This window comes from Streptomyces sp. NPDC050535, from assembly GCF_044457665.1.
Classification (GTDB): Bacteria; Actinomycetota; Actinomycetes; order Streptomycetales; family Streptomycetaceae; genus Streptomyces.
Genome location: NZ_JBITHE010000034.1, coordinates 8,837 through 24,744 on the forward strand (window position 1 = coordinate 8,837; position 15,908 = coordinate 24,744).

At 70.0% G+C, this 15,908-nt stretch carries 16 protein-coding genes, 3 tRNA genes and 1 pseudogene; 17 read left to right on the forward strand and 3 right to left on the reverse strand.

Going from position 1 to position 15,908, the window contains the following annotated elements:
• The 11 genes and pseudogenes from ACIBLC_RS38880 to ACIBLC_RS38930 form a co-directional block, all read left to right on the forward strand.
• A pseudogene (locus ACIBLC_RS38880) lies at positions 1 to 249 on the forward strand (oligopeptide ABC transporter ATP-binding protein); the annotation flags it as partial.
• Positions 246 to 1,001, forward strand: coding sequence for an NADH-quinone oxidoreductase subunit J (locus tag ACIBLC_RS38885; protein ID WP_399216210.1), 756 nt, complete (start codon positions 246 to 248; stop codon positions 999 to 1,001). The pseudogene ACIBLC_RS38880 and the gene ACIBLC_RS38885, both read left to right, overlap by 4 nt.
• Entirely contained in the window at positions 1,001 to 1,399 is a 399-nt protein-coding gene (gene nuoK / locus ACIBLC_RS38890) for an NADH-quinone oxidoreductase subunit NuoK (protein WP_399216211.1), read from the forward strand. Before ACIBLC_RS38885 ends, nuoK begins: the two co-directional genes overlap by 1 nt.
• Positions 1,396 to 3,387, forward strand: coding sequence for an NADH-quinone oxidoreductase subunit L (locus tag ACIBLC_RS38895; RefSeq protein ID WP_399216212.1), 1,992 nt, complete (start codon positions 1,396 to 1,398; stop codon positions 3,385 to 3,387). The genes nuoK and ACIBLC_RS38895 overlap by 4 nt, the downstream gene beginning before the upstream one ends.
• 6 nt (positions 3,388 to 3,393) lie before the next feature.
• Positions 3,394 to 4,971 carry an NADH-quinone oxidoreductase subunit M gene (locus ACIBLC_RS38900; RefSeq protein ID WP_399216213.1) on the forward strand — a complete coding sequence of 526 codons (1,578 nt, stop codon included), beginning with the start codon at positions 3,394 to 3,396 and terminating at the stop codon, positions 4,969 to 4,971.
• Complete coding sequence (locus tag ACIBLC_RS38905; RefSeq protein ID WP_399216214.1) at positions 4,968 to 6,491, forward strand: NADH-quinone oxidoreductase subunit N; 1,524 nt, start codon at positions 4,968 to 4,970, stop codon at positions 6,489 to 6,491. Before ACIBLC_RS38900 ends, ACIBLC_RS38905 begins: the two co-directional genes overlap by 4 nt.
• Positions 6,492 to 6,678: 187 nt before the next feature.
• Complete coding sequence (gene htpX, locus ACIBLC_RS38910) at positions 6,679 to 7,542, forward strand: zinc metalloprotease HtpX (protein WP_399216215.1); 864 nt, start codon at positions 6,679 to 6,681, stop codon at positions 7,540 to 7,542.
• Complete coding sequence (locus ACIBLC_RS38915; protein WP_399216216.1) at positions 7,539 to 7,931, forward strand: YccF domain-containing protein; 393 nt, start codon at positions 7,539 to 7,541, stop codon at positions 7,929 to 7,931. Before htpX ends, ACIBLC_RS38915 begins: the two co-directional genes overlap by 4 nt.
• Before the next feature lie 16 nt (positions 7,932 to 7,947).
• Entirely contained in the window at positions 7,948 to 9,105 is a 1,158-nt protein-coding gene (locus ACIBLC_RS38920) for a barstar family protein (RefSeq protein ID WP_399216217.1), read from the forward strand.
• A gap of 96 nt (positions 9,106 to 9,201) precedes the next feature.
• A complete protein-coding gene (locus ACIBLC_RS38925; protein ID WP_399216218.1) occupies positions 9,202 to 9,768 on the forward strand; it encodes an SMI1/KNR4 family protein in 567 nt (188 codons plus the stop codon).
• Between the two features lie 335 nt (positions 9,769 to 10,103).
• Complete coding sequence (locus ACIBLC_RS38930) at positions 10,104 to 10,373, forward strand: GlsB/YeaQ/YmgE family stress response membrane protein (RefSeq protein ID WP_399216219.1); 270 nt, start codon at positions 10,104 to 10,106, stop codon at positions 10,371 to 10,373.
• Positions 10,374 to 10,583: 210 nt separating this feature from the next.
• Here ACIBLC_RS38930 and ACIBLC_RS38935 read toward each other — a convergent pair whose 3' ends face one another.
• On the reverse strand, positions 10,584 to 11,072 hold the full coding sequence (locus tag ACIBLC_RS38935) for a YajQ family cyclic di-GMP-binding protein (RefSeq protein WP_399216220.1): 489 nt from the start codon (positions 11,070 to 11,072) through the stop codon (positions 10,584 to 10,586).
• A 201-nt stretch (positions 11,073 to 11,273) separates the two neighbouring features.
• Here ACIBLC_RS38935 and ACIBLC_RS38940 point away from each other — a divergent pair.
• Both ACIBLC_RS38940 and ACIBLC_RS38945 read left to right on the forward strand, forming a co-directional pair.
• Positions 11,274 to 11,355: transfer RNA gene (locus ACIBLC_RS38940), tRNA-Tyr, on the forward strand.
• 129 nt (positions 11,356 to 11,484) lie between these two features.
• Positions 11,485 to 11,697 (forward strand): hypothetical protein, encoded by a 213-nt coding sequence (locus tag ACIBLC_RS38945; RefSeq protein WP_399216221.1) that lies wholly within the window; start codon positions 11,485 to 11,487, stop codon positions 11,695 to 11,697.
• Positions 11,698 to 11,738: 41 nt separating this feature from the next.
• Here ACIBLC_RS38945 and ACIBLC_RS38950 read toward each other — a convergent pair whose 3' ends face one another.
• Entirely contained in the window at positions 11,739 to 12,395 is a 657-nt protein-coding gene (locus ACIBLC_RS38950) for an SDR family oxidoreductase (protein WP_399216222.1), read from the reverse strand.
• Positions 12,396 to 12,499: 104 nt separating this feature from the next.
• Here ACIBLC_RS38950 and ACIBLC_RS38955 point away from each other — a divergent pair, with 104 nt between their 5' ends.
• Positions 12,500 to 13,558 (forward strand): hypothetical protein, encoded by a 1,059-nt coding sequence (locus ACIBLC_RS38955; RefSeq protein WP_399216223.1) that lies wholly within the window; start codon positions 12,500 to 12,502, stop codon positions 13,556 to 13,558.
• Between the two features lie 161 nt (positions 13,559 to 13,719).
• On the opposite strand, the gene ACIBLC_RS38960 is transcribed toward ACIBLC_RS38955, so the two are convergent.
• Entirely contained in the window at positions 13,720 to 14,952 is a 1,233-nt protein-coding gene (locus ACIBLC_RS38960) for an amidohydrolase family protein (RefSeq protein WP_399216244.1), read from the reverse strand.
• A gap of 428 nt (positions 14,953 to 15,380) precedes the next feature.
• Here ACIBLC_RS38960 and ACIBLC_RS38965 point away from each other — a divergent pair.
• The 3 genes from ACIBLC_RS38965 (at position 15,381) to rpmG (ending at position 15,832) form a co-directional block, all read left to right on the forward strand.
• Positions 15,381 to 15,453 (forward strand) — tRNA-Thr (locus ACIBLC_RS38965).
• Between the two features lie 46 nt (positions 15,454 to 15,499).
• Positions 15,500 to 15,572 (forward strand) — tRNA-Met (locus ACIBLC_RS38970).
• A gap of 95 nt (positions 15,573 to 15,667) precedes the next feature.
• On the forward strand, positions 15,668 to 15,832 hold the full coding sequence (gene rpmG, locus ACIBLC_RS38975; protein ID WP_004571794.1) for a 50S ribosomal protein L33: 165 nt from the start codon (positions 15,668 to 15,670) through the stop codon (positions 15,830 to 15,832).
• Positions 15,833 to 15,908 lie beyond the last annotated feature (76 nt).

Sequence of the window (15,908 nt, forward strand, 5' to 3'; positions counted from 1 at the left end):
GAGAAGCCTGCCCAGGCCGAGAAGCCTGCCCAGGCCGAGAAGCCTGCCCAGGCCGAGAAGCCTGCCCAGGCCGAGAAGCCTGCCCAGGCCGAGAAGCCTGCCCAGGCCGAGAAGTCGGACGGGGCCGGGAAGCCCATCGGGGCCGGGAAGCCCGCCGGGGCCGGGAAGCCCGCCGGGGTCGAGAAGCCGCCTCGCCCCGCCCCCTCCGCCCGGCCCGACTCCGTCGATCCGCAGGAGGGCGAGTCGTGAGCGTCGTAGCAGCCATGGTCACGGCGGCGCACGCCGTGACCACCACCGGCACCACAGGCGTCTCCACCGCGTCGACTGTCACCACAGCCGCCGCCGAGGGCCACGGCTTCCTTTCCCCGACCGGCGTCGAGATCGCCTTCCTTCTCGTCGGCCTGGTCACCCTCGGCGCCGCGATCGTCACCGTCACCACCAGGCAGTTGGTGCACGCCGCCCTGTGGCTGGTGGTGGCGCTCGGCGGTCTCGCCGTCGAATACCTCCTGCTCACCGCGGAGTTCATCGCCTGGGTCCAGGTCCTCATCTACGTCGGTTCCGTAGTCGTCCTCCTGCTGTTCGGCCTGATGCTCACCAAGGCCCCCATCGGCCGCTCCCCGGACGCCGACTCCGGCAACCGCTGGGCCGCCCTGGCCGTGGCCGTCGCCTCCGCGGCGGCGCTGGTCTGGGTCGTCGTCGACGCCTTCCGCACGACCTGGATGGACCTGAACGGCGCCGCCGCCGGTTCCACCGAGGTGACCGGCAAGGCCCTCTTCCAGAACTGGGTCCTCCCCTTCGAGGCACTCTCCGTCCTCCTCCTCGCCGCCCTGGTCGGCGCGATCGTCCTCTCCCGCAAGGCGCAGGACGACACGGGAACCACAGCCGGAGCCGGTACCCCGCGCCCCAGGAGCATCCCGCCCACCGGGACCGCCCCGACCGCCCCGCCGGTCCGGAGCGAGCGGGCTCCGACCCCCCGGAGCGAGAAGGAAGGCACCCGCTGATGCACCTCGCCTATCCCGCCGTGCTCTCCGCCCTCCTCTTCTGCACCGGCCTGTACGGAGTCCTCGCGCGCCGCAACGCGATCCTGGTCCTGATGTCGGTCGAGCTGATGCTCAACGCCGTCAACCTCAACCTCGTCGCCTTCGACGTGTGGCTGAGCAAGACCGCCCAGGACACCCTGCACTCCGGTCAGGCCCTGACCCTGTTCACCATCGCCATCGCGGCCGCCGAGATCGGCATCGGCCTGGCGATCGTCCTCGCCGTCTACCGCAACAGCGGCACCTCGGACATCGACAGGCTCCGCGACACCGCGGAGGGCCCGGACACGGGCGGCCCCGACGGCGACGACCCCGAGGCAGCCGCCGTCACGGCAGACGAGAAGGCTGAGGCCACCGCGTGACCACGACCACCCTCGCCGTCCTCGTTCCCCTCCTTCCCGCCCTGGGCGCCGCGGCCGGCCTCCTCCTCGGCCGCACCGCCCCCGGTTTCGTACGACCCCTCGCCGTACTCCCCACACTCACGGCGCTCGTCATCGCCGTATTCGTCGCCGTACGCCAGGGCGGCGACCAGGCCGTCGACGCCGCCACCGAGCTGACACCCACCGGCTCGGTCCCCATCGAACTCGCCCTGCACATCGACGGCTTCGCCGCCCTCGTCGCCGTCCTCGTCGGCCTGGTGGCGTCCTGCGTGCAGATCTACTCGACGGGCTATCTGCGCGACGACCCGCGCTACCCCTCGTACGCCGCCCTCGTCTCCCTCTTCACCTCCGCGATGCTGCTCGTCGTCTACTCCGGCGACCTGATCGTGCTCCTGGTCGGCTGGGAGATCATGGGCATCTGCTCGTACTTCCTGGTCGGCCACTACTGGGAGACCCCCGAGGCCCGCGCCGCCTCGATGAAGGCCTTCCTGGTCACCAAGCTCGGCGATGTCCCCTTCCTGATCGGCCTGTTCGCCCTCGCCACCGACGCCGGGTCCTTCCGCATCACCAAGGTCCTCGGCACCGTCGCCAGCGGCGGCCTCGACCACCCGACACTGATCGCACTGCTGCTCCTCGCCGGTGTGGCGGGCAAGTCGGCGCAGTTCCCGCTGCACACCTGGCTGCCCGACGCGATGGCGGGCCCCACGCCCGTCTCCGCACTGATCCACGCCGCGACGATGGTCGCCGCCGGTGTCTACTTCGTCGCCCGGCTCCTCCCCGTCTTCCAGGCCTCATCGGCCGCGATGGTCGTCCTCGCCGTCATGGCCGCCGTCACGATGGCCGGTTCGGGACTCGCCGCGCTCGCCCAGGACGACATCAAGCGCGTCCTCGCCTACTCGACGATCGGCCAACTCGGCTACATGACCGGCGCGCTCGCCGTCGGCGACCGCGGTGCCGCCGTCTTCCACCTCCTGTCCCACGGAGCCTTCAAGGCCCTGCTGTTCCTCGCCGCCGGCGTGATCATCCACGCCTCCGGCACCAACTCGCTGGCCGCCATGTCCCGGATGAAGGACCTGCGCGCCCGCGTCCCCGACGCCTACTGGACGATGACCGTGGCGCTGCTCGCCCTCACCGCGATCCCGCCGTTCAGCGGCTTCTTCTCCAAGGAAGCCGTCCTCGGTGCCGCCGAGCACGTCGCCACCGGTCACACCGAACACGCCCCCGGCGCCGCGGGCTGGATCGTCCTCGTCGCCGGCCTGGTCAGCGCCGTACTCACCGCCGCGTACGCCACCCGGCTGTGGCTGCTCGCCTTCCGCGGCAGGGGGATCGAGGCCCCCGACCACGGCAGGCAGCCGCTCACCATGACCGTCGTGCTGTGGGTGCTCGCCGTCCCGTCGGTCGCCTTCGGTCTGGCGTACGGCCCGCTGCCCGACTGGTTCGACGGCCGCGACCTGACGCCGGTCCTGACCACCTCGGTCCTCGGCACAGGCCTCGCCCTGGTCGGTGTGATCGTCACCTATGGCGCCTGGCAGCACACCAGCACGCTGGCCGCCCACATCCCGATGGGTGCGGTCGCGGCCCATCCCGGCGGTGACGCCGGACTGGTCGAGGCCGAGGCGATCGCAAGCCACGCGCCCGCCTACGGAGACGTGGCCTACGCCCCCGACCCGGCGGACCCCGGCCGCCTGCTCCTGGGCCCGCTGCACCGCCACGCGGCCGTCGGCTTCCACCTCGACGCCGTGTACACGACGTTGTTCGTCCGCCCGGTCCAGGCCGGAGCCGCACTCGTCAGGTTCCTCGACCGCGAGGTCGTCGACACCTACGTACGCGGCGCGGCCGCGCTGCCCCGCTGGCTCGGTGAGGCTGTCCGGCGTGCTCAGACCGGCAATGTGCAGACCTATGTGAGCGCGCTGCTCGCCGGCACCGTCGTCCTGGTGGTCGCCGCCCTCCTAGTCGCCACGGGAGCGTGAGCAGGCGTGATCGATATCAGTGAATCCGTGATGCAGATCCTTCTGGCATTCATCGTCGTCGGCCCGCTCATCGGCGCCGCCGCGGCTCTTCTGCCGGCCCCTCCCGGGCTGAAGGGAAAGTCTCCCGAGCAGGCCGTGCTGCGGCACGGCGTGATCGTCACCGGCGCGGTGCTCATCGCCTCGATCGTCCTCACGTTCGGCTTCGACCACGACCATCCGTCGAGGATGCAGGCCACGACGGACATCAGCTGGATCCCCGCACTCGACGTGCGGATCCACCTCGGCATCGACGGCATTTCCCTCCCCCTTCTCGTCCTTACCGCGCTGCTGACCTTCCTCTGCGCGCTCTACAGCTACTTCAAGATGCCCGCGGGCCCGACCCCGAAGGCCTTCGTCGCACTCGTCCTCGTGCTCGAGTCCGGCACCCTCGCCACCTTCGCCGTCCTCGATCTCCTGCTGTTCTTCCTCGCGTTCGAGATGGTGCTCATCCCGATGTACTTCCTCATCGCCCGCTGGGGCGGTGAGCAACGGACCCGGGCCGCTTGGAAGTTCATCCTCTACACACTGCTCGGCTCCGTCGTCATGCTGCTGGGCCTGCTCCTGATCGGAATCAAGTCCGGCACATTCGACATGGTGGCACTCGCCACTGACAATGGCCGGTCGCTGACCACATCCGTGCAGGTCATCGCCGTTCTGGCGATCGGAATCGGGCTCGCGGTCAAGACGCCGATGTGGCCGCTGCACAGCTGGCTTCCGGACGCCCACACCGCCGCCCCGACCGTCGGCTCGGTCCTGCTGGCCGGCGTCCTGCTGAAGATGGGCACGTACGGATTCGTCCGGATCCTGCTGCCGATCGCGCCCGACGGCATGCACGTCTTCGCCCCGTACCTCGCCGCCTTCGCGGTGGTCGGGATCATCTACGGATCGCTGGCCTGCCTCGCCCTCGCCAAACAGGGCGCGAAGGGCGATCTCAAGCGGCTCATCGCGTACTCGTCCGTCGGCCACATGGGCTTCGTACTGCTCGGCATCGCGACGATGACGCCCACCGGCGTGAACGGCGCGCTGTTCGCCAACATCGCCCACGGCCTCATCACCGGCCTCCTCTTCTTCCTGGTCGGCGCCCTCAAGGACCGCACGGGCACCACCGACCTCGACGCCCTCGCCAAGGAGACCGGAGCCGCCCTCTACGGCAAGGCGCCCCGCTTCGGCGGCCTCCTCGCCTTCGGCGCCGTCGCCTCCCTCGGGCTGCCCGGCCTCGCCGGGTTCTGGGGCGAGATGCTGGCACTGTTCGGCGCTTTCAAACCCGCCGACGACCTCAGCCGCCCCGCGTTCCTGACGTTCATGGCGATCGCCGCCTTCGGCACACTGCTCACCGCCGCCTACATGCTCCTCGTCGTACGCCGCGTCTGCATGGGCGCCACCCCACAGCCGGACAGCCCAAGGCTCGCCGACGTCCAGAGCTACGAGTACGCCGCCTGGGCTCCGCTCGTCGCCCTCACCGTCGCCGCCGGACTCTGGCCCAAGGCCCTCCTCGGCCTGACCGATCCGGTCGTACAGCAGCTCCTCGCAGGAGGCACCCGATGAGCTCACTGGTCCAGTTCGAGGCCCAGTCCGTCGTCCAGTCCGTCGACTGGCTCGCGATCGCGCCGCCCACCATCGCCGCGGTCGTCGGACTCGTCGTACTCGTCGCCGACCTGTTCCTCAGCGACAGCCGGAAGGCACTGCTCGGCTGGGTGTCGGTCGCGGGCCTCGCCGCGGCCGCACTCACGCTGCTGCCTCTCATGGACGGCGATCGCGCCACCTTCTGCCTGACCGGCGACACGGACGTCTGCAGCTACACGGCGGACCGCTTCACGCTCGTCATCCAGCTCCTGGTCCTGGGCGGCGCACTCCTGACGGCACTGCTCTCGGTCACCGCCCTCAAGGACGCCGACAAGGAACTCCCCGAGGGGGAGTACTGGTTCCTGCTGCTTTCCTCCGCCGCGGGAGCCGCCCTGCTCCCGGCCTCACGGGACCTCGCCACCCTCGTCGTCGCCCTGGAGGTCGCCTCCCTGCCGGCCTTCGCCCTGGTCGGCATCAGACGCGGTGACAAGAAGTCCTCCGAAGCGGCCCTGAAGTTCTTCCTGTCCTCCGTCACCGCGACCGCCGTGAGCCTGATGGGCATCAGCTTCGTCTACGCCACGACCGGCACCCTCTACCTCACCGAGATCGCCGACAAGATCCAGCAGGTCGACAGCCAGTTCCACACGCTCGCCCAGGCGGGCGTCGCCCTCACCCTCGTCGGCTTCGCCTTCAAGACCGCCGCCGTGCCCTTCCACTTCTGGGTACCCGACACCTACGTAGGGGCACCTCTGCCGATCGCCGCCTACCTGTCGGTCGTCGGGAAGGCTGTCGGCTTCTCCGGGCTGATCCTCGTCACCGTCGTCGCCCTCCCGTCGTACGCGAACGTCTGGGGCCCGGCGCTCGCCACCCTGGCCGCCCTCACCATGACCGTCGGCAACGTCGGCGCCCTGCGACAGCGCACCACGCGCGCGTACAGCGCGGTACGGCTGCTCGCCTGGTCCTCCGTCGGCCAGGCCGGCTACCTCCTGGTGCCGATCGCGGCAGCCGCCTACTCCAAGGACGCCGAGAAGGCCATCGGCTCCACCGTCGCGTACGCCCTGATGTACGCCGCCGTGAACCTCGGCGCCTTCGCCGTGGCCGCCCTGGTCGCCCGTACGAGCCCTCTCAACCGGATCAGCGACTACCGGGGCCTGTACGCGACGAACCCGCTGTCGGCGCTGCTCCTCGGCTTCTTCCTGCTCTGCCTCGCGGGCCTGCCGCCGGGCATCATCGGCCTCTTCGCCAAGGTCACCGTCTTCTCGGCGGCCGTCGAGGCGGGCCTCGGCTGGCTGGCCGTGGTCATGGCCGTCAACGTGGTGATCGCGCTCTTCTACTACCTCCAATGGACCACACTGCTGTTCCGCGCCCCGGAGGGGGAGCCCGCCAAGCACCGCGTCCCGGCCCCGCTCACGGCGGCGATCGCCCTGGCGGCCGTCCTCGGCATCGCCCTCTCGGGCGCACCGCAGCTGGCCCTGCGCTTCTCGGCGACCGCCCTTTTCTGACATCCGCCGGGCACGCGCGCGCGTGGACCGTCACCCGGACGGACCACCCCCGCGGGTGCGCGCACAAGGGAACTCGTGCCCCTCGTCTGGCGTTGACCAGTACGGGAGGGTCCACTGAAGAGTGGAAGTGGAAGCAGAGCATCAGTAGGCAAAGGGTTCCCCTGCCGCACCATCTGGAGGGCGTACCGTGCACCGCCGGCACAACGGGCTCAGGACCGCCGTACTCCTCGGGGGACTGTCCGCACTCATCATCGTCATCGGCAGCTTCTTCGGGCGCACCGGTCTGGTCATCGCGCTCTTCATCGCGATCGGCACAAACGCGTACGCGTACTGGAACAGCGACAAGCTGGCTCTACGCGCGATGCGCGCACGCCCGGTGAGCGAATTCGAGGCCCCGGCGCTCTACCGCATGGTCCGCGAGCTCTCCACCCAGGCCCGCCAGCCGATGCCGCGCCTGTACATCTCCCCGACGGAGGCGCCGAACGCCTTCGCGACGGGCCGCAACCCGCGCAACGCTGCCGTGTGCTGCACCGAAGGCATCCTGCGCATCCTCGACGAGCGGGAACTGCGCGGTGTCATCGGCCACGAGCTGAGCCACGTCTACAACCGCGACATCCTGATCTCGTCGGTCGCCGGCGCCCTCGCCTCCGTGATCATGTTCCTGGTCAACTTCGCCTGGCTGATCCCGATCGGCCGCTCCAACGACGATGACGGACCCGGCATCCTGGGCATGCTGATGATTATGATCCTGGGCCCGCTCGCCGCGTCCGTCATCCAGCTGGCCATCAGCCGCTCCAGGGAGTACGAGGCGGACGCGTCCGGCGCCCAGCTCACCGGCGACCCCCTCGCCCTCGCCAGCGCCCTGCGCAAGCTCGACGCGGGCACCAAGCAGCTGCCGCTGCCCCCCGAGCCGCGCATCGAGACCGCAAGCCACATGATGATCGCGAACCCCTTCCGTCCCGGAAAGGGAATGTCGAAGATGTTCTCCACCCACCCGCCCATGGCGGAGCGCATCGCCCGGCTCGAGAAGATGGCAGGTCGCCCCCAGTGAAGACAATCCTGAACGTCATCTGGCTCGTCCTGAGCGGCTTCTGGCTGTTCCTCGGATACGTGCTCGCGGGCGCACTGTTGTGCATCACGATCATCGGCATCCCGTTCGGCATCGCCGCGTTCCGTATCGCCGTCTACGCGCTGTGGCCCTTCGGCTATACGACGGTGGAGCGCCGTGACGCGGGCGCCCCGTCCTTTGTCGGCAACGTCCTGTGGCTGATTCTCGCCGGCTGGTGGCTCGCCCTCGCCCACATCGTCACCGGCATCTTCCTGTGCCTCACGATCATCGGCATCCCGTTCGGCATCGCCAACTTCAAGCTCCTCCCCGTGTCGCTGCTCCCCCTGGGCCGCGAAATCGTGCGCACCGACCAGCCGTTCGCGACGCGCTAGCGGCCGGGCCCGGGGGGTGGAGCCGCCGAAGTACCTACTGCTCTCCTACGACACCCAAACCGCGTTCAACGCCGAGAACGGGTACGGGGAGACCTGGGGGTCGTGCGCGGAGGCCGAAGGGCTCTTCAGCGATCCACCCCACCCCGAGCGAGGGACGTACGAACTGCTCGGCTGCGCTCCGGAAGGCGACCTGAGGACCGCCCTGACGCGCGCGCGTGCCGAGGGGTCGGCGCCGCTCGGCCTTCTCACCCTGGAAGTCCTGGACAAGAAGGGCGACTGCGTCGTCGAGTGGGAGCTGGACGACGCCCGTGTCATCGACGACCGCCCGTGCGCGCGTGACCTGTCGCTCCGCGACATCACCGTGGAGGCGTCGGAGTCCGCCGACAACGCGTCCGACTACCCCCAATGTCCACCGCTCTCCCCGGGCTACCGGCTGTTCGGCGCGGAGAGCCGCCCCTGGGGCACCTGCCACGACCTGGCGCACGTGAGGCTCGAATCAGCCGAACCACCGGAGCCGTCACTGCGGCTGCTCGGCTGCGCGGCGAGCGGAGCACTGCGCGCGGCGCTGGACGCGGGCGAGGAGGACCTTGGGCACGCCAAGCTGCTGCGCCTCGACGCGCTCGGCCGCGTCGTGCAGCCGGCCGTCGAGGGCGAACTCACCGCGTGGATCCCGTCGGCGCGCGGCCGAGGCCTGATCGACCTGACCCTCGAACCCTGGTCGGAACGGCCGCCGACCGCGGCCCCCGAGGTCTGGGACCTGTGGTGGAACGGACGCCCGGCCGAGCCCAACCTCTGGGCGCGGTGCGGTGCCGAAGGCCGCGGGTTCTGGCCCCGCACAGCCCTGGCGAACCGCGCGTACGGCGAGCCGGACAGACCGCCCGGCACCACCTACCACCTCGACGGCCGCCACATCACCGACGAGGGGGGCTTCTTCTGCGCGATCGGCGAGGCGGTGAACGGGCCCGGCGGCTACTTCGGCGGGGCCCTCGGCGCCCTCGACGACTGCCTCCGCGGACGCTGGGGTGCGGCGGGGCCCTTCACCCTCGTCTGGCACGACGCGGACGTCGCCCGTGCCTGCCTCGGCGTCACCCCGCACACCGGCCACCGCCCGGTGACCTTCGAAGAACTGCTCACCTTCTTCGCCGAAAGACACATCGACGTCCGTCTCGCCTGACCGCGCCCGCTGTTGCTCGGCAGCGGCCTGTGTGGCCGGGCGTTGGGGTTATCCACAGGCTGCCCGATTGTCAGCGCCGCGCTGCATCATGAACCCATGACCGAAATCGAGCAGTTGCTGGGGAAAGTGGCGGAAGGCGCTCGCAACACCCGCCCATGGGGCTGGCCTTCGCTCCCGGAGCCTGTGGACACGGCCGCGGTGGCCCGCGCCGAGGCCGTCCTGGGCTTCCCGCTTCCCGCACTGCTCGCCGCGCTCTACCTGCGTGTAGGGGACGGCGGATTCGGTCCGGAGTACGGCCTGCTGCCCCTGATCGACGGCTCTCCGTCCGGTGAACCCGCCGCCGTCCCGCAGTACCTCGCCAACAGAAAGAGCGGCCGCGAGGACCCCGACTGGCCCTGGCCCGAGGGCGTCCTGCCGATATCCCACTGGGGCTGCGGAATGTACGCGTGCGTGGACTGCCGGAACCCGGACGGCACGGTCCTCTTCTTCGAGCCGAACGCGGAAGAGGCCGACCACGCCTGGTACGTGGACGCGCCCGACCTGGCGACCTGGCTGCGCACCTGGCTCGACGGCGCCGGTTGGTACGAGGAGTGCAACGAGGACATGGGCATGGCCCCTTGGCCCGAATTCCGCATACGTACGGCGCCACCACGGGCTTCGTAGCAGGGGCTTCGCGACCTCCCCCGCGGCACAGCGGTCGGCCCCTGCCGCTTGGGCCCCCGTGTGCCCGTCGCCGCCGGGTGACCCGCGCCCGCCGGCCAGGCCCGCACCGGGATGTGTCATGCGCCGCACCCGACGGATCGTTGCAACCGGACGGCTTCAACAAGGCGTCCTCCGGGTCGGCAGCCACCGAACACCGGTGCGACCAGGTGTGATCAGGTGCGATCGGTGGCTTGCGGGCACGAAGGCATCAGAAGATCGCTGCGGCAAGGCATGAGCACAGCCTGGCCGGAGCAGGAACACAGCGCAGGCACAGTACGGAGAGGCAGGTTCAGGACATGGGCATCATCGGCTGGATCATTCTGGGGCTGTTGGCCGGAGCCATCGCCAAATTCCTGCTGCCGGGCCGCGACCCGGGCGGCTTCGTCGGAACGACCGTCATCGGTGTCGCGGGTGCCTTCATAGGCGGGTGGATCTCCGCCCGCTGGCTCGATCACCCCGTCAGCAACCAGTTCTACGACGGTGCCACCTGGGCCGCCGCGATAGGCGGCTCGCTCGTCCTGCTGATCCTCTATCGCATCCTGTTCGGCGACTCACGCGCCAAGTGAGCGCGTACCCCGAGGTCGCAGCCGGCAGGTGAGCGGGGCGGGCACCCCAGGACTCCGGGTACCCACCCTTTCTCGTACGCGCGGCAAACGCACACCATTACCGTCAGCCGACGAAGCAACCACTAATCAACCGCGACCCACAACCGTGACCACTATCGCGGCCACTACCGCCATTGCCACCGTTGGCTGGCGAAGCACGGTCAGTGAGGGTTACCGGTAGTTCACGAACTGCAGGGCGAAGTCGAAGTCCTTGCCCTTGAGCAGCGCCTGAATGGCCTGAAGGTCGTCGCGGCTCTTCGAGCTGACGCGCAGCTCCTCGCCCTGCACCTGAGCCTTCACGCCCTTCGGACCCTCGTCACGGATGATCTTCGCCACCTTCTTCGCGTTGTCCTGGGAGATGCCCTCCTCGATCGACGCGAAGATCTTGTACTCCTTGCCGGAGAGCTGCGGCTCACCGGCGTCCAGCGACTTCAGAGAGATCCCGCGCTTGATCAGCTTGGTCTGGAACACATCGAGGATGGCCTTGACCCGCTCCTCGGAGTTCGCCTCCATGAGGATCTTCTCGCCGGACCAGGTGATGGAGGCGCCCACGTTCTTGAAGTCGTAGCGCTGCGAGATCTCCTTGGCGGTCTGGTTGAGGGCGTTGTCGACCTCCTGCCGCTCGACCTTCGAGACGATGTCGAAACTGGAGTCGGCCATGTCCTGTGGCTCCTTGTATCGGGGTGCGTCGGGGCGGCCGTCGAGCCCGGCGTGGTCCCCGGCCGCATCCGCATAAGCCTAGCCACCCGCTCCCTCGCGAGTGCCGGTCAATCGGGTGGCGAAGCACCCCCGGTCATCAGGTATCGTTTACGTCGTTGCCGCAGAGCACCGCCAAAACGGTCCTCGAGGCAGCGAAACCCTGGCGGTGTGCCCGAGCGGCCAAAGGGAGCAGACTGTAAATCTGCCGGCTTAGCCTTCCGTGGTTCGAATCCACGCGCCGCCACATGGGAAACAAAGGCCCCGTGACCTGCCCTCTACGCAGGTCACGGGGCCTTTGTCATGGGTGTGGGTGAGGGGCGTACGGGCTCATGTCCGCGGGTCGGACCGGTGGTCGGGCGGGCACACTGATGTCATGTCTTCGCGTCGCAGGAACTGCCCTGAGTGCCGTCGGGAGATCGCCGTTGTCGCGGGGCGGTTCGCCCGGCACGATCCACCGGGTGCGCGGGGGAGCGGGGACCTGGTCTCGTGTCCGGGGTCGCGCAGGCAAGCGCTGATCGGGGCGGCTCAGCCGGCGCTGGACGGGTATGCCGTTCCTGAGTTCCCCGGGCAGATGTCGTTGTTCTGAACCGCGCTCGGGACCCGGGTCCCCGCTCCTCCGCGGTCCCGTCAGTTCCCCGCCACCGACTTGACCGCCACCGAGATCGGCGTCGAACCGCTGATCAGTTCCAGCGTCAGGCCGACCGTCGCCGGGGTGTCCACCAGCTCGGCCAGGGTCGCGGCGACGTCGTCGCGCGGGATCGGCCCGCGGCCGGTGGAGGCTTCCAGGCGTACGAGACCGGTGCCGGCGTCGTCGATCAGGCTGCCGGGGCGCAGGATCGTCCAGTCCAGGGCCTCGCGGCCACGTACGTGATCGTCGGCCTCGCCCTTGGCGCGCAGGTAGACGTCGAAGATCTCGTCGCCCGGGTGCGCGGCGTCCGCGCCCATCGAGGAGACGACGATGTGACGGCGCACGCCGGCACTCTCCGCCGCGTCCGCGAACAGGACGGCGGCGCCCCGGTCCACCGTGCCCTTGCGGTCCACGCCGCTGCCCGGGCCCGCGCCCGCGGCGAAGACGGCCACGTCCGCGCCCCGCAGATGCGCGGCGACCTCCTCCGTCGACGCGGACTCCAGATCGCACACGACCGGCTCGGCGCCGACCGCCCGTAGATCGTCGCTCTGTTCGGCGCGGCGGATGATCCCCGCGACCTCGTCACCGCGCGCGGCGAGCAACCGCTCGAGCCGCAGCGCGATCTGACCATGACCTCCAGCGATGACAATGCGCATGCTTTCGACCGTACGCCCGGATGGACGCGTTTGCCGCACAACCCTGTGGGCGACTCACGGGTCACAAGGGTGATCACTGTGAACGAGGGAACGAGGGGGATGCCGTGTCAGACGCGCGGCATCATAAGGAGAACGCCATCACCGCCATACGCAAGACCGTCATAGCCGCCGGCTGCACCGCCGTCCTGCTCGCCACGGCGGCCGCCTGTGGCACGGTTCAGAGTCTCACCGCGGGCCAGAAGGTGGACGAGGCCGTCGACCGGCTCGGCGAACAGAAGTCGCTCGCCTTCGAGTTGGACCTGGACGCCGATTCCGCCGCGCTCACGGCGCTGGCGGGCAAGGCCGGTACCGACGAGGAACTGCCGCCGGAGTTCGCGAAGTTCCTCGCGGGCCTGCGCGTCGAGGTCTCCGTCAAGTCCAGGAAGCCGCTGGCGGATTCGGGCGAGAAGGACCTTGTCGGTACGAGTGCCAAGGTCGAGGGGCCTGAGGGCGTCCTGGTCGAGTACCGGGCCGTCGGCGACTTCACCTACTACCGGGTCGACATGCCCGCCCTGGGCGAGACCATGGGCATGCCCATGCCTACGGCCGACGAGATCCCGGAGAGCGAGAAGGAGTTCAGGAGCCTCTTCGAGGGCAAGTGGGTCAAGATCGACTCCAGCGCCCTGGAGGAGGCCCAGAAGTCCGGGTCGTCCTCCGGCGGCGCCGACGGGATCGACGTCAAGACCCAGCAGAAGATCATTGACGCCGTGCGCGGTGTCATCGCCCGCGAGGTCACGTTCAGCGCCAAGGACGGCAGCGACGGCACCGAACACGTCCTCGCCCAGGCCAACTTCCGCGCTCTGATCACCGCAATCGTCGACAAGCTCGGGCCGTTGGAGGGCGAACTCCCGGCGGGCGCCGAACTTCCCACCGGCGAGGACCTGAAGGACGCCCCGAACAAGAAGGTCGCGGTCGACTTCACGCTGAAGAACGGCGACCTGACCCAGGTCCGGATCGACCTCGCGACCCTCGCAGAGGCCCCGAAGGGCACCAAGCTGCCGCTGGTCCTGAAGTTCACCGAAGCCGGCGACGTCAGCGTGCCGTCTGGCGCCACGGAGATCCCCGCGGACGAGATGCCCGGCGGCAGCCCGTTCTCCGGCGCCCTGTTGGGCGGCGCGCTCTGACCACCAGGCAGGCCGACGGCGTGCGCGGGAGGGCGCGCGTCGGTCGTTAGCCGCCCCGCACGCGCGCGTGGACACCGAACAGCACGTCACGCGCGCGTGCACTCACAAAGACCCTTACCCCCGGCCCCGCGCGCCGCCCGCCTCACCCCGCCCGAGAACGGCTACCCCCGGCCCTGCCGCGGCAGATCCAGCCCCGCCGCCGCGGAGTTGCAGTACTCCCGCACCGCGCTGGTCCGCGCCACCACGCGCCCCCGGTGCACCACGATCCGGCTGTACGCCAGCGACAGTGCCCCCGCGAGCCGGTCCCCGCGTACGGCGAGCAACTCGGCCGGAAAACCCGCCTCCACGCGCACCTCGGGCAGCCCGAGAGCGGTCCGGGCGTCGGAACTCACGGCGTCGTACGCGTCCTCGGGGCGCAGGCCGTGCCGTGAGGCCAGCAGGTAGGCGGCCTCCAGCGGGTCGCCGCGGCCCACCGGATTCGCCACGTCGCGCAGGGCACCGCTCCCCGCGGCGACGCGCACCCCGGCCGCCCGCAACAGCCGTACAGGAGCGGTCCCGTGCCGCTCCGCCGCCCCGCACCCGCCCTGCGGCAGGCATACGACGGTGACCTCGGCCGCGGCGAGCTGGTCGACCGCGCGGGAGGCGACCTCGGAGGGCAGCCGGCCGAGTCCGCCGCACGGACCGAGCGTGACCGCGGAGCGCAGCCCGCCCGCCATCGCCGCGAGCCGCCCGAGGCGGGCGGGGTCGGCGGCGTCCGTGTGCAGGTCGACCGGGCAGCCGTGCTCGGAGGCGAGCTCCAGGACCGCCTCCACGTACCCGGTCGGATCGGGGTCGGCGTCCGGGCATCCGCCCACCACGGACGCCCCCATTTTCACCGCGTCCCCCAGCATCGCGAGCCCGTCCGCCCCGGCGATACCGGTCAGCAGGCGGGGCATCGCCACCGCGGTCAACTCGGCGAGCCCGCGCAGCGACCGCCGCGCCTGGAGAACGGCGGCCAGCGCGTCGAGCCCCTGTACGTCGCCGACGCGCACGTGTGAGCGCTGCGCCGTCGCCCCGTGCCCGAGTTGCAGCAACGCGGCCTCGGTGGCACGGCGCTGTACCTCCTCGGCGTCGTGGGAGAGGGGGCCGTCGCCTTCGGCGGTCAGGGCCGTGTCGCCGTGGGCGTGCGGTTCGGCCGGGGCCGGCAGGAGGAGGTAACCGCTCAGGTCCACGCGTGCGGCGTGTGCGCTGAGGCTCCCGGCGGTGCCGACCGCCTCGATGCGTCCGCCGCCCAGCCGTACGTCCACGGTCCGGCCGTCGGTGAGCCGCGCCCCGCACAGCAGGAGGGTGGCCGTGTCGGTCCGTCCCGACGCGGAGGACGAGGAGTGGGGCGGCTGCGGCTGTCTGTCGGGCATCGGGCTGTCGGGCATCGCGCTCCTGAGGCTCGGGGGCGGCTGCGGGGTGGGTGACTGCGGAGAGTGAGTGACACAAGATCACACAGCGTGCGCCGAGCCTAGGACGGTGACCCGTCCGCATCGGGGAGGAGCGCAATAGTCGTACCGGTGTGGTCCGTCAGGGAGGAGACGGGGGAAAAGCCCGAGGGCACACGCCTACGGGCCGAGCGGATCAGCGGGCCCGGAGGCGTGATCGGACGTTCGCGGCACGGGACGAGACGGCTCGGTGACGTGGACCGGACGGCCGGACGACGGGCATCACAGCTGTGGTTCGTGGTGCGTGAGAGGGCCGCGGGAACGCCCGGGATCCGGTGGGGAACAGGCCGGGGCGGTTGCCGCGAAACGGATTTGGGCGATCGGCGGCCGACCGTGTAATGTCTTCATCGCTCGCCCCAATAGCTCAGTCGGTAGAGCGTCTCCATGGTAAGGAGAAGGTCTACGGTTCGATTCCGTATTGGGGCTCTGGTGTGGGAGGTTCCCGTCGCTAGGCGGGAACCGATCGCATCTCAGCGGTGTAGCTCAGTCGGTAGAGCAAGCGGCTCATAATCGCTGTGTCACCGGTTCAAGTCCGGTCACCGCTACTGACAGTAGCCGATTGTGGGGTCGGTCCTTCGGTCGGCTACTCTTCTATGCGTTAATCGTTAATCGTCCTATCCGTTCGTCAAGGAGCACTCCTGTGGCTGCCACCGACGTCCGCCCGAAGATCACGCTGGCCTGCGTGGAGTGCAAGGAGCGGAACTACATCACCAAGAAGAACCGGCGTAACGACCCGGACCGACTGGAGATGAAGAAGCACTGCCCGCGTTGCAATGCGCACACCGCGCATCGCGAAACGCGATAAGTTTCAGGCTCGTACACGAGGCCGTCCCCTTCGCGGGGGGCGGCCTCGCGTCGTTCACCAGACCTCGTCCCACCAG

Excerpts from the sequence above, each read along its gene's own strand:
- nuoK (WP_399216211.1), top strand. The coding sequence starts at position 1,001 with ATGCACCTCGCCTATCCCGCCGTGCTCTCCGCCCTCCTCTTCTGCACC.
- ACIBLC_RS38930 (WP_399216219.1), top strand. The coding sequence starts at position 10,104 with ATGGGCATCATCGGCTGGATCATTCTGGGGCTGTTGGCCGGAGCCATC.
- ACIBLC_RS38950 (WP_399216222.1), bottom strand. The coding sequence starts at position 12,395 with ATGCGCATTGTCATCGCTGGAGGTCATGGTCAGATCGCGCTGCGGCTC.
- ACIBLC_RS38945 (WP_399216221.1), top strand. The coding sequence starts at position 11,485 with ATGTCTTCGCGTCGCAGGAACTGCCCTGAGTGCCGTCGGGAGATCGCC.
- ACIBLC_RS38960 (WP_399216244.1), bottom strand. The coding sequence starts at position 14,952 with ATGCCCGACAGACAGCCGCAGCCGCCCCACTCCTCGTCCTCCGCGTCG.
- ACIBLC_RS38925 (WP_399216218.1), top strand. The coding sequence starts at position 9,202 with ATGACCGAAATCGAGCAGTTGCTGGGGAAAGTGGCGGAAGGCGCTCGC.
- ACIBLC_RS38905 (WP_399216214.1), top strand. The coding sequence starts at position 4,968 with ATGAGCTCACTGGTCCAGTTCGAGGCCCAGTCCGTCGTCCAGTCCGTC.
- ACIBLC_RS38935 (WP_399216220.1), bottom strand. The coding sequence starts at position 11,072 with ATGGCCGACTCCAGTTTCGACATCGTCTCGAAGGTCGAGCGGCAGGAG.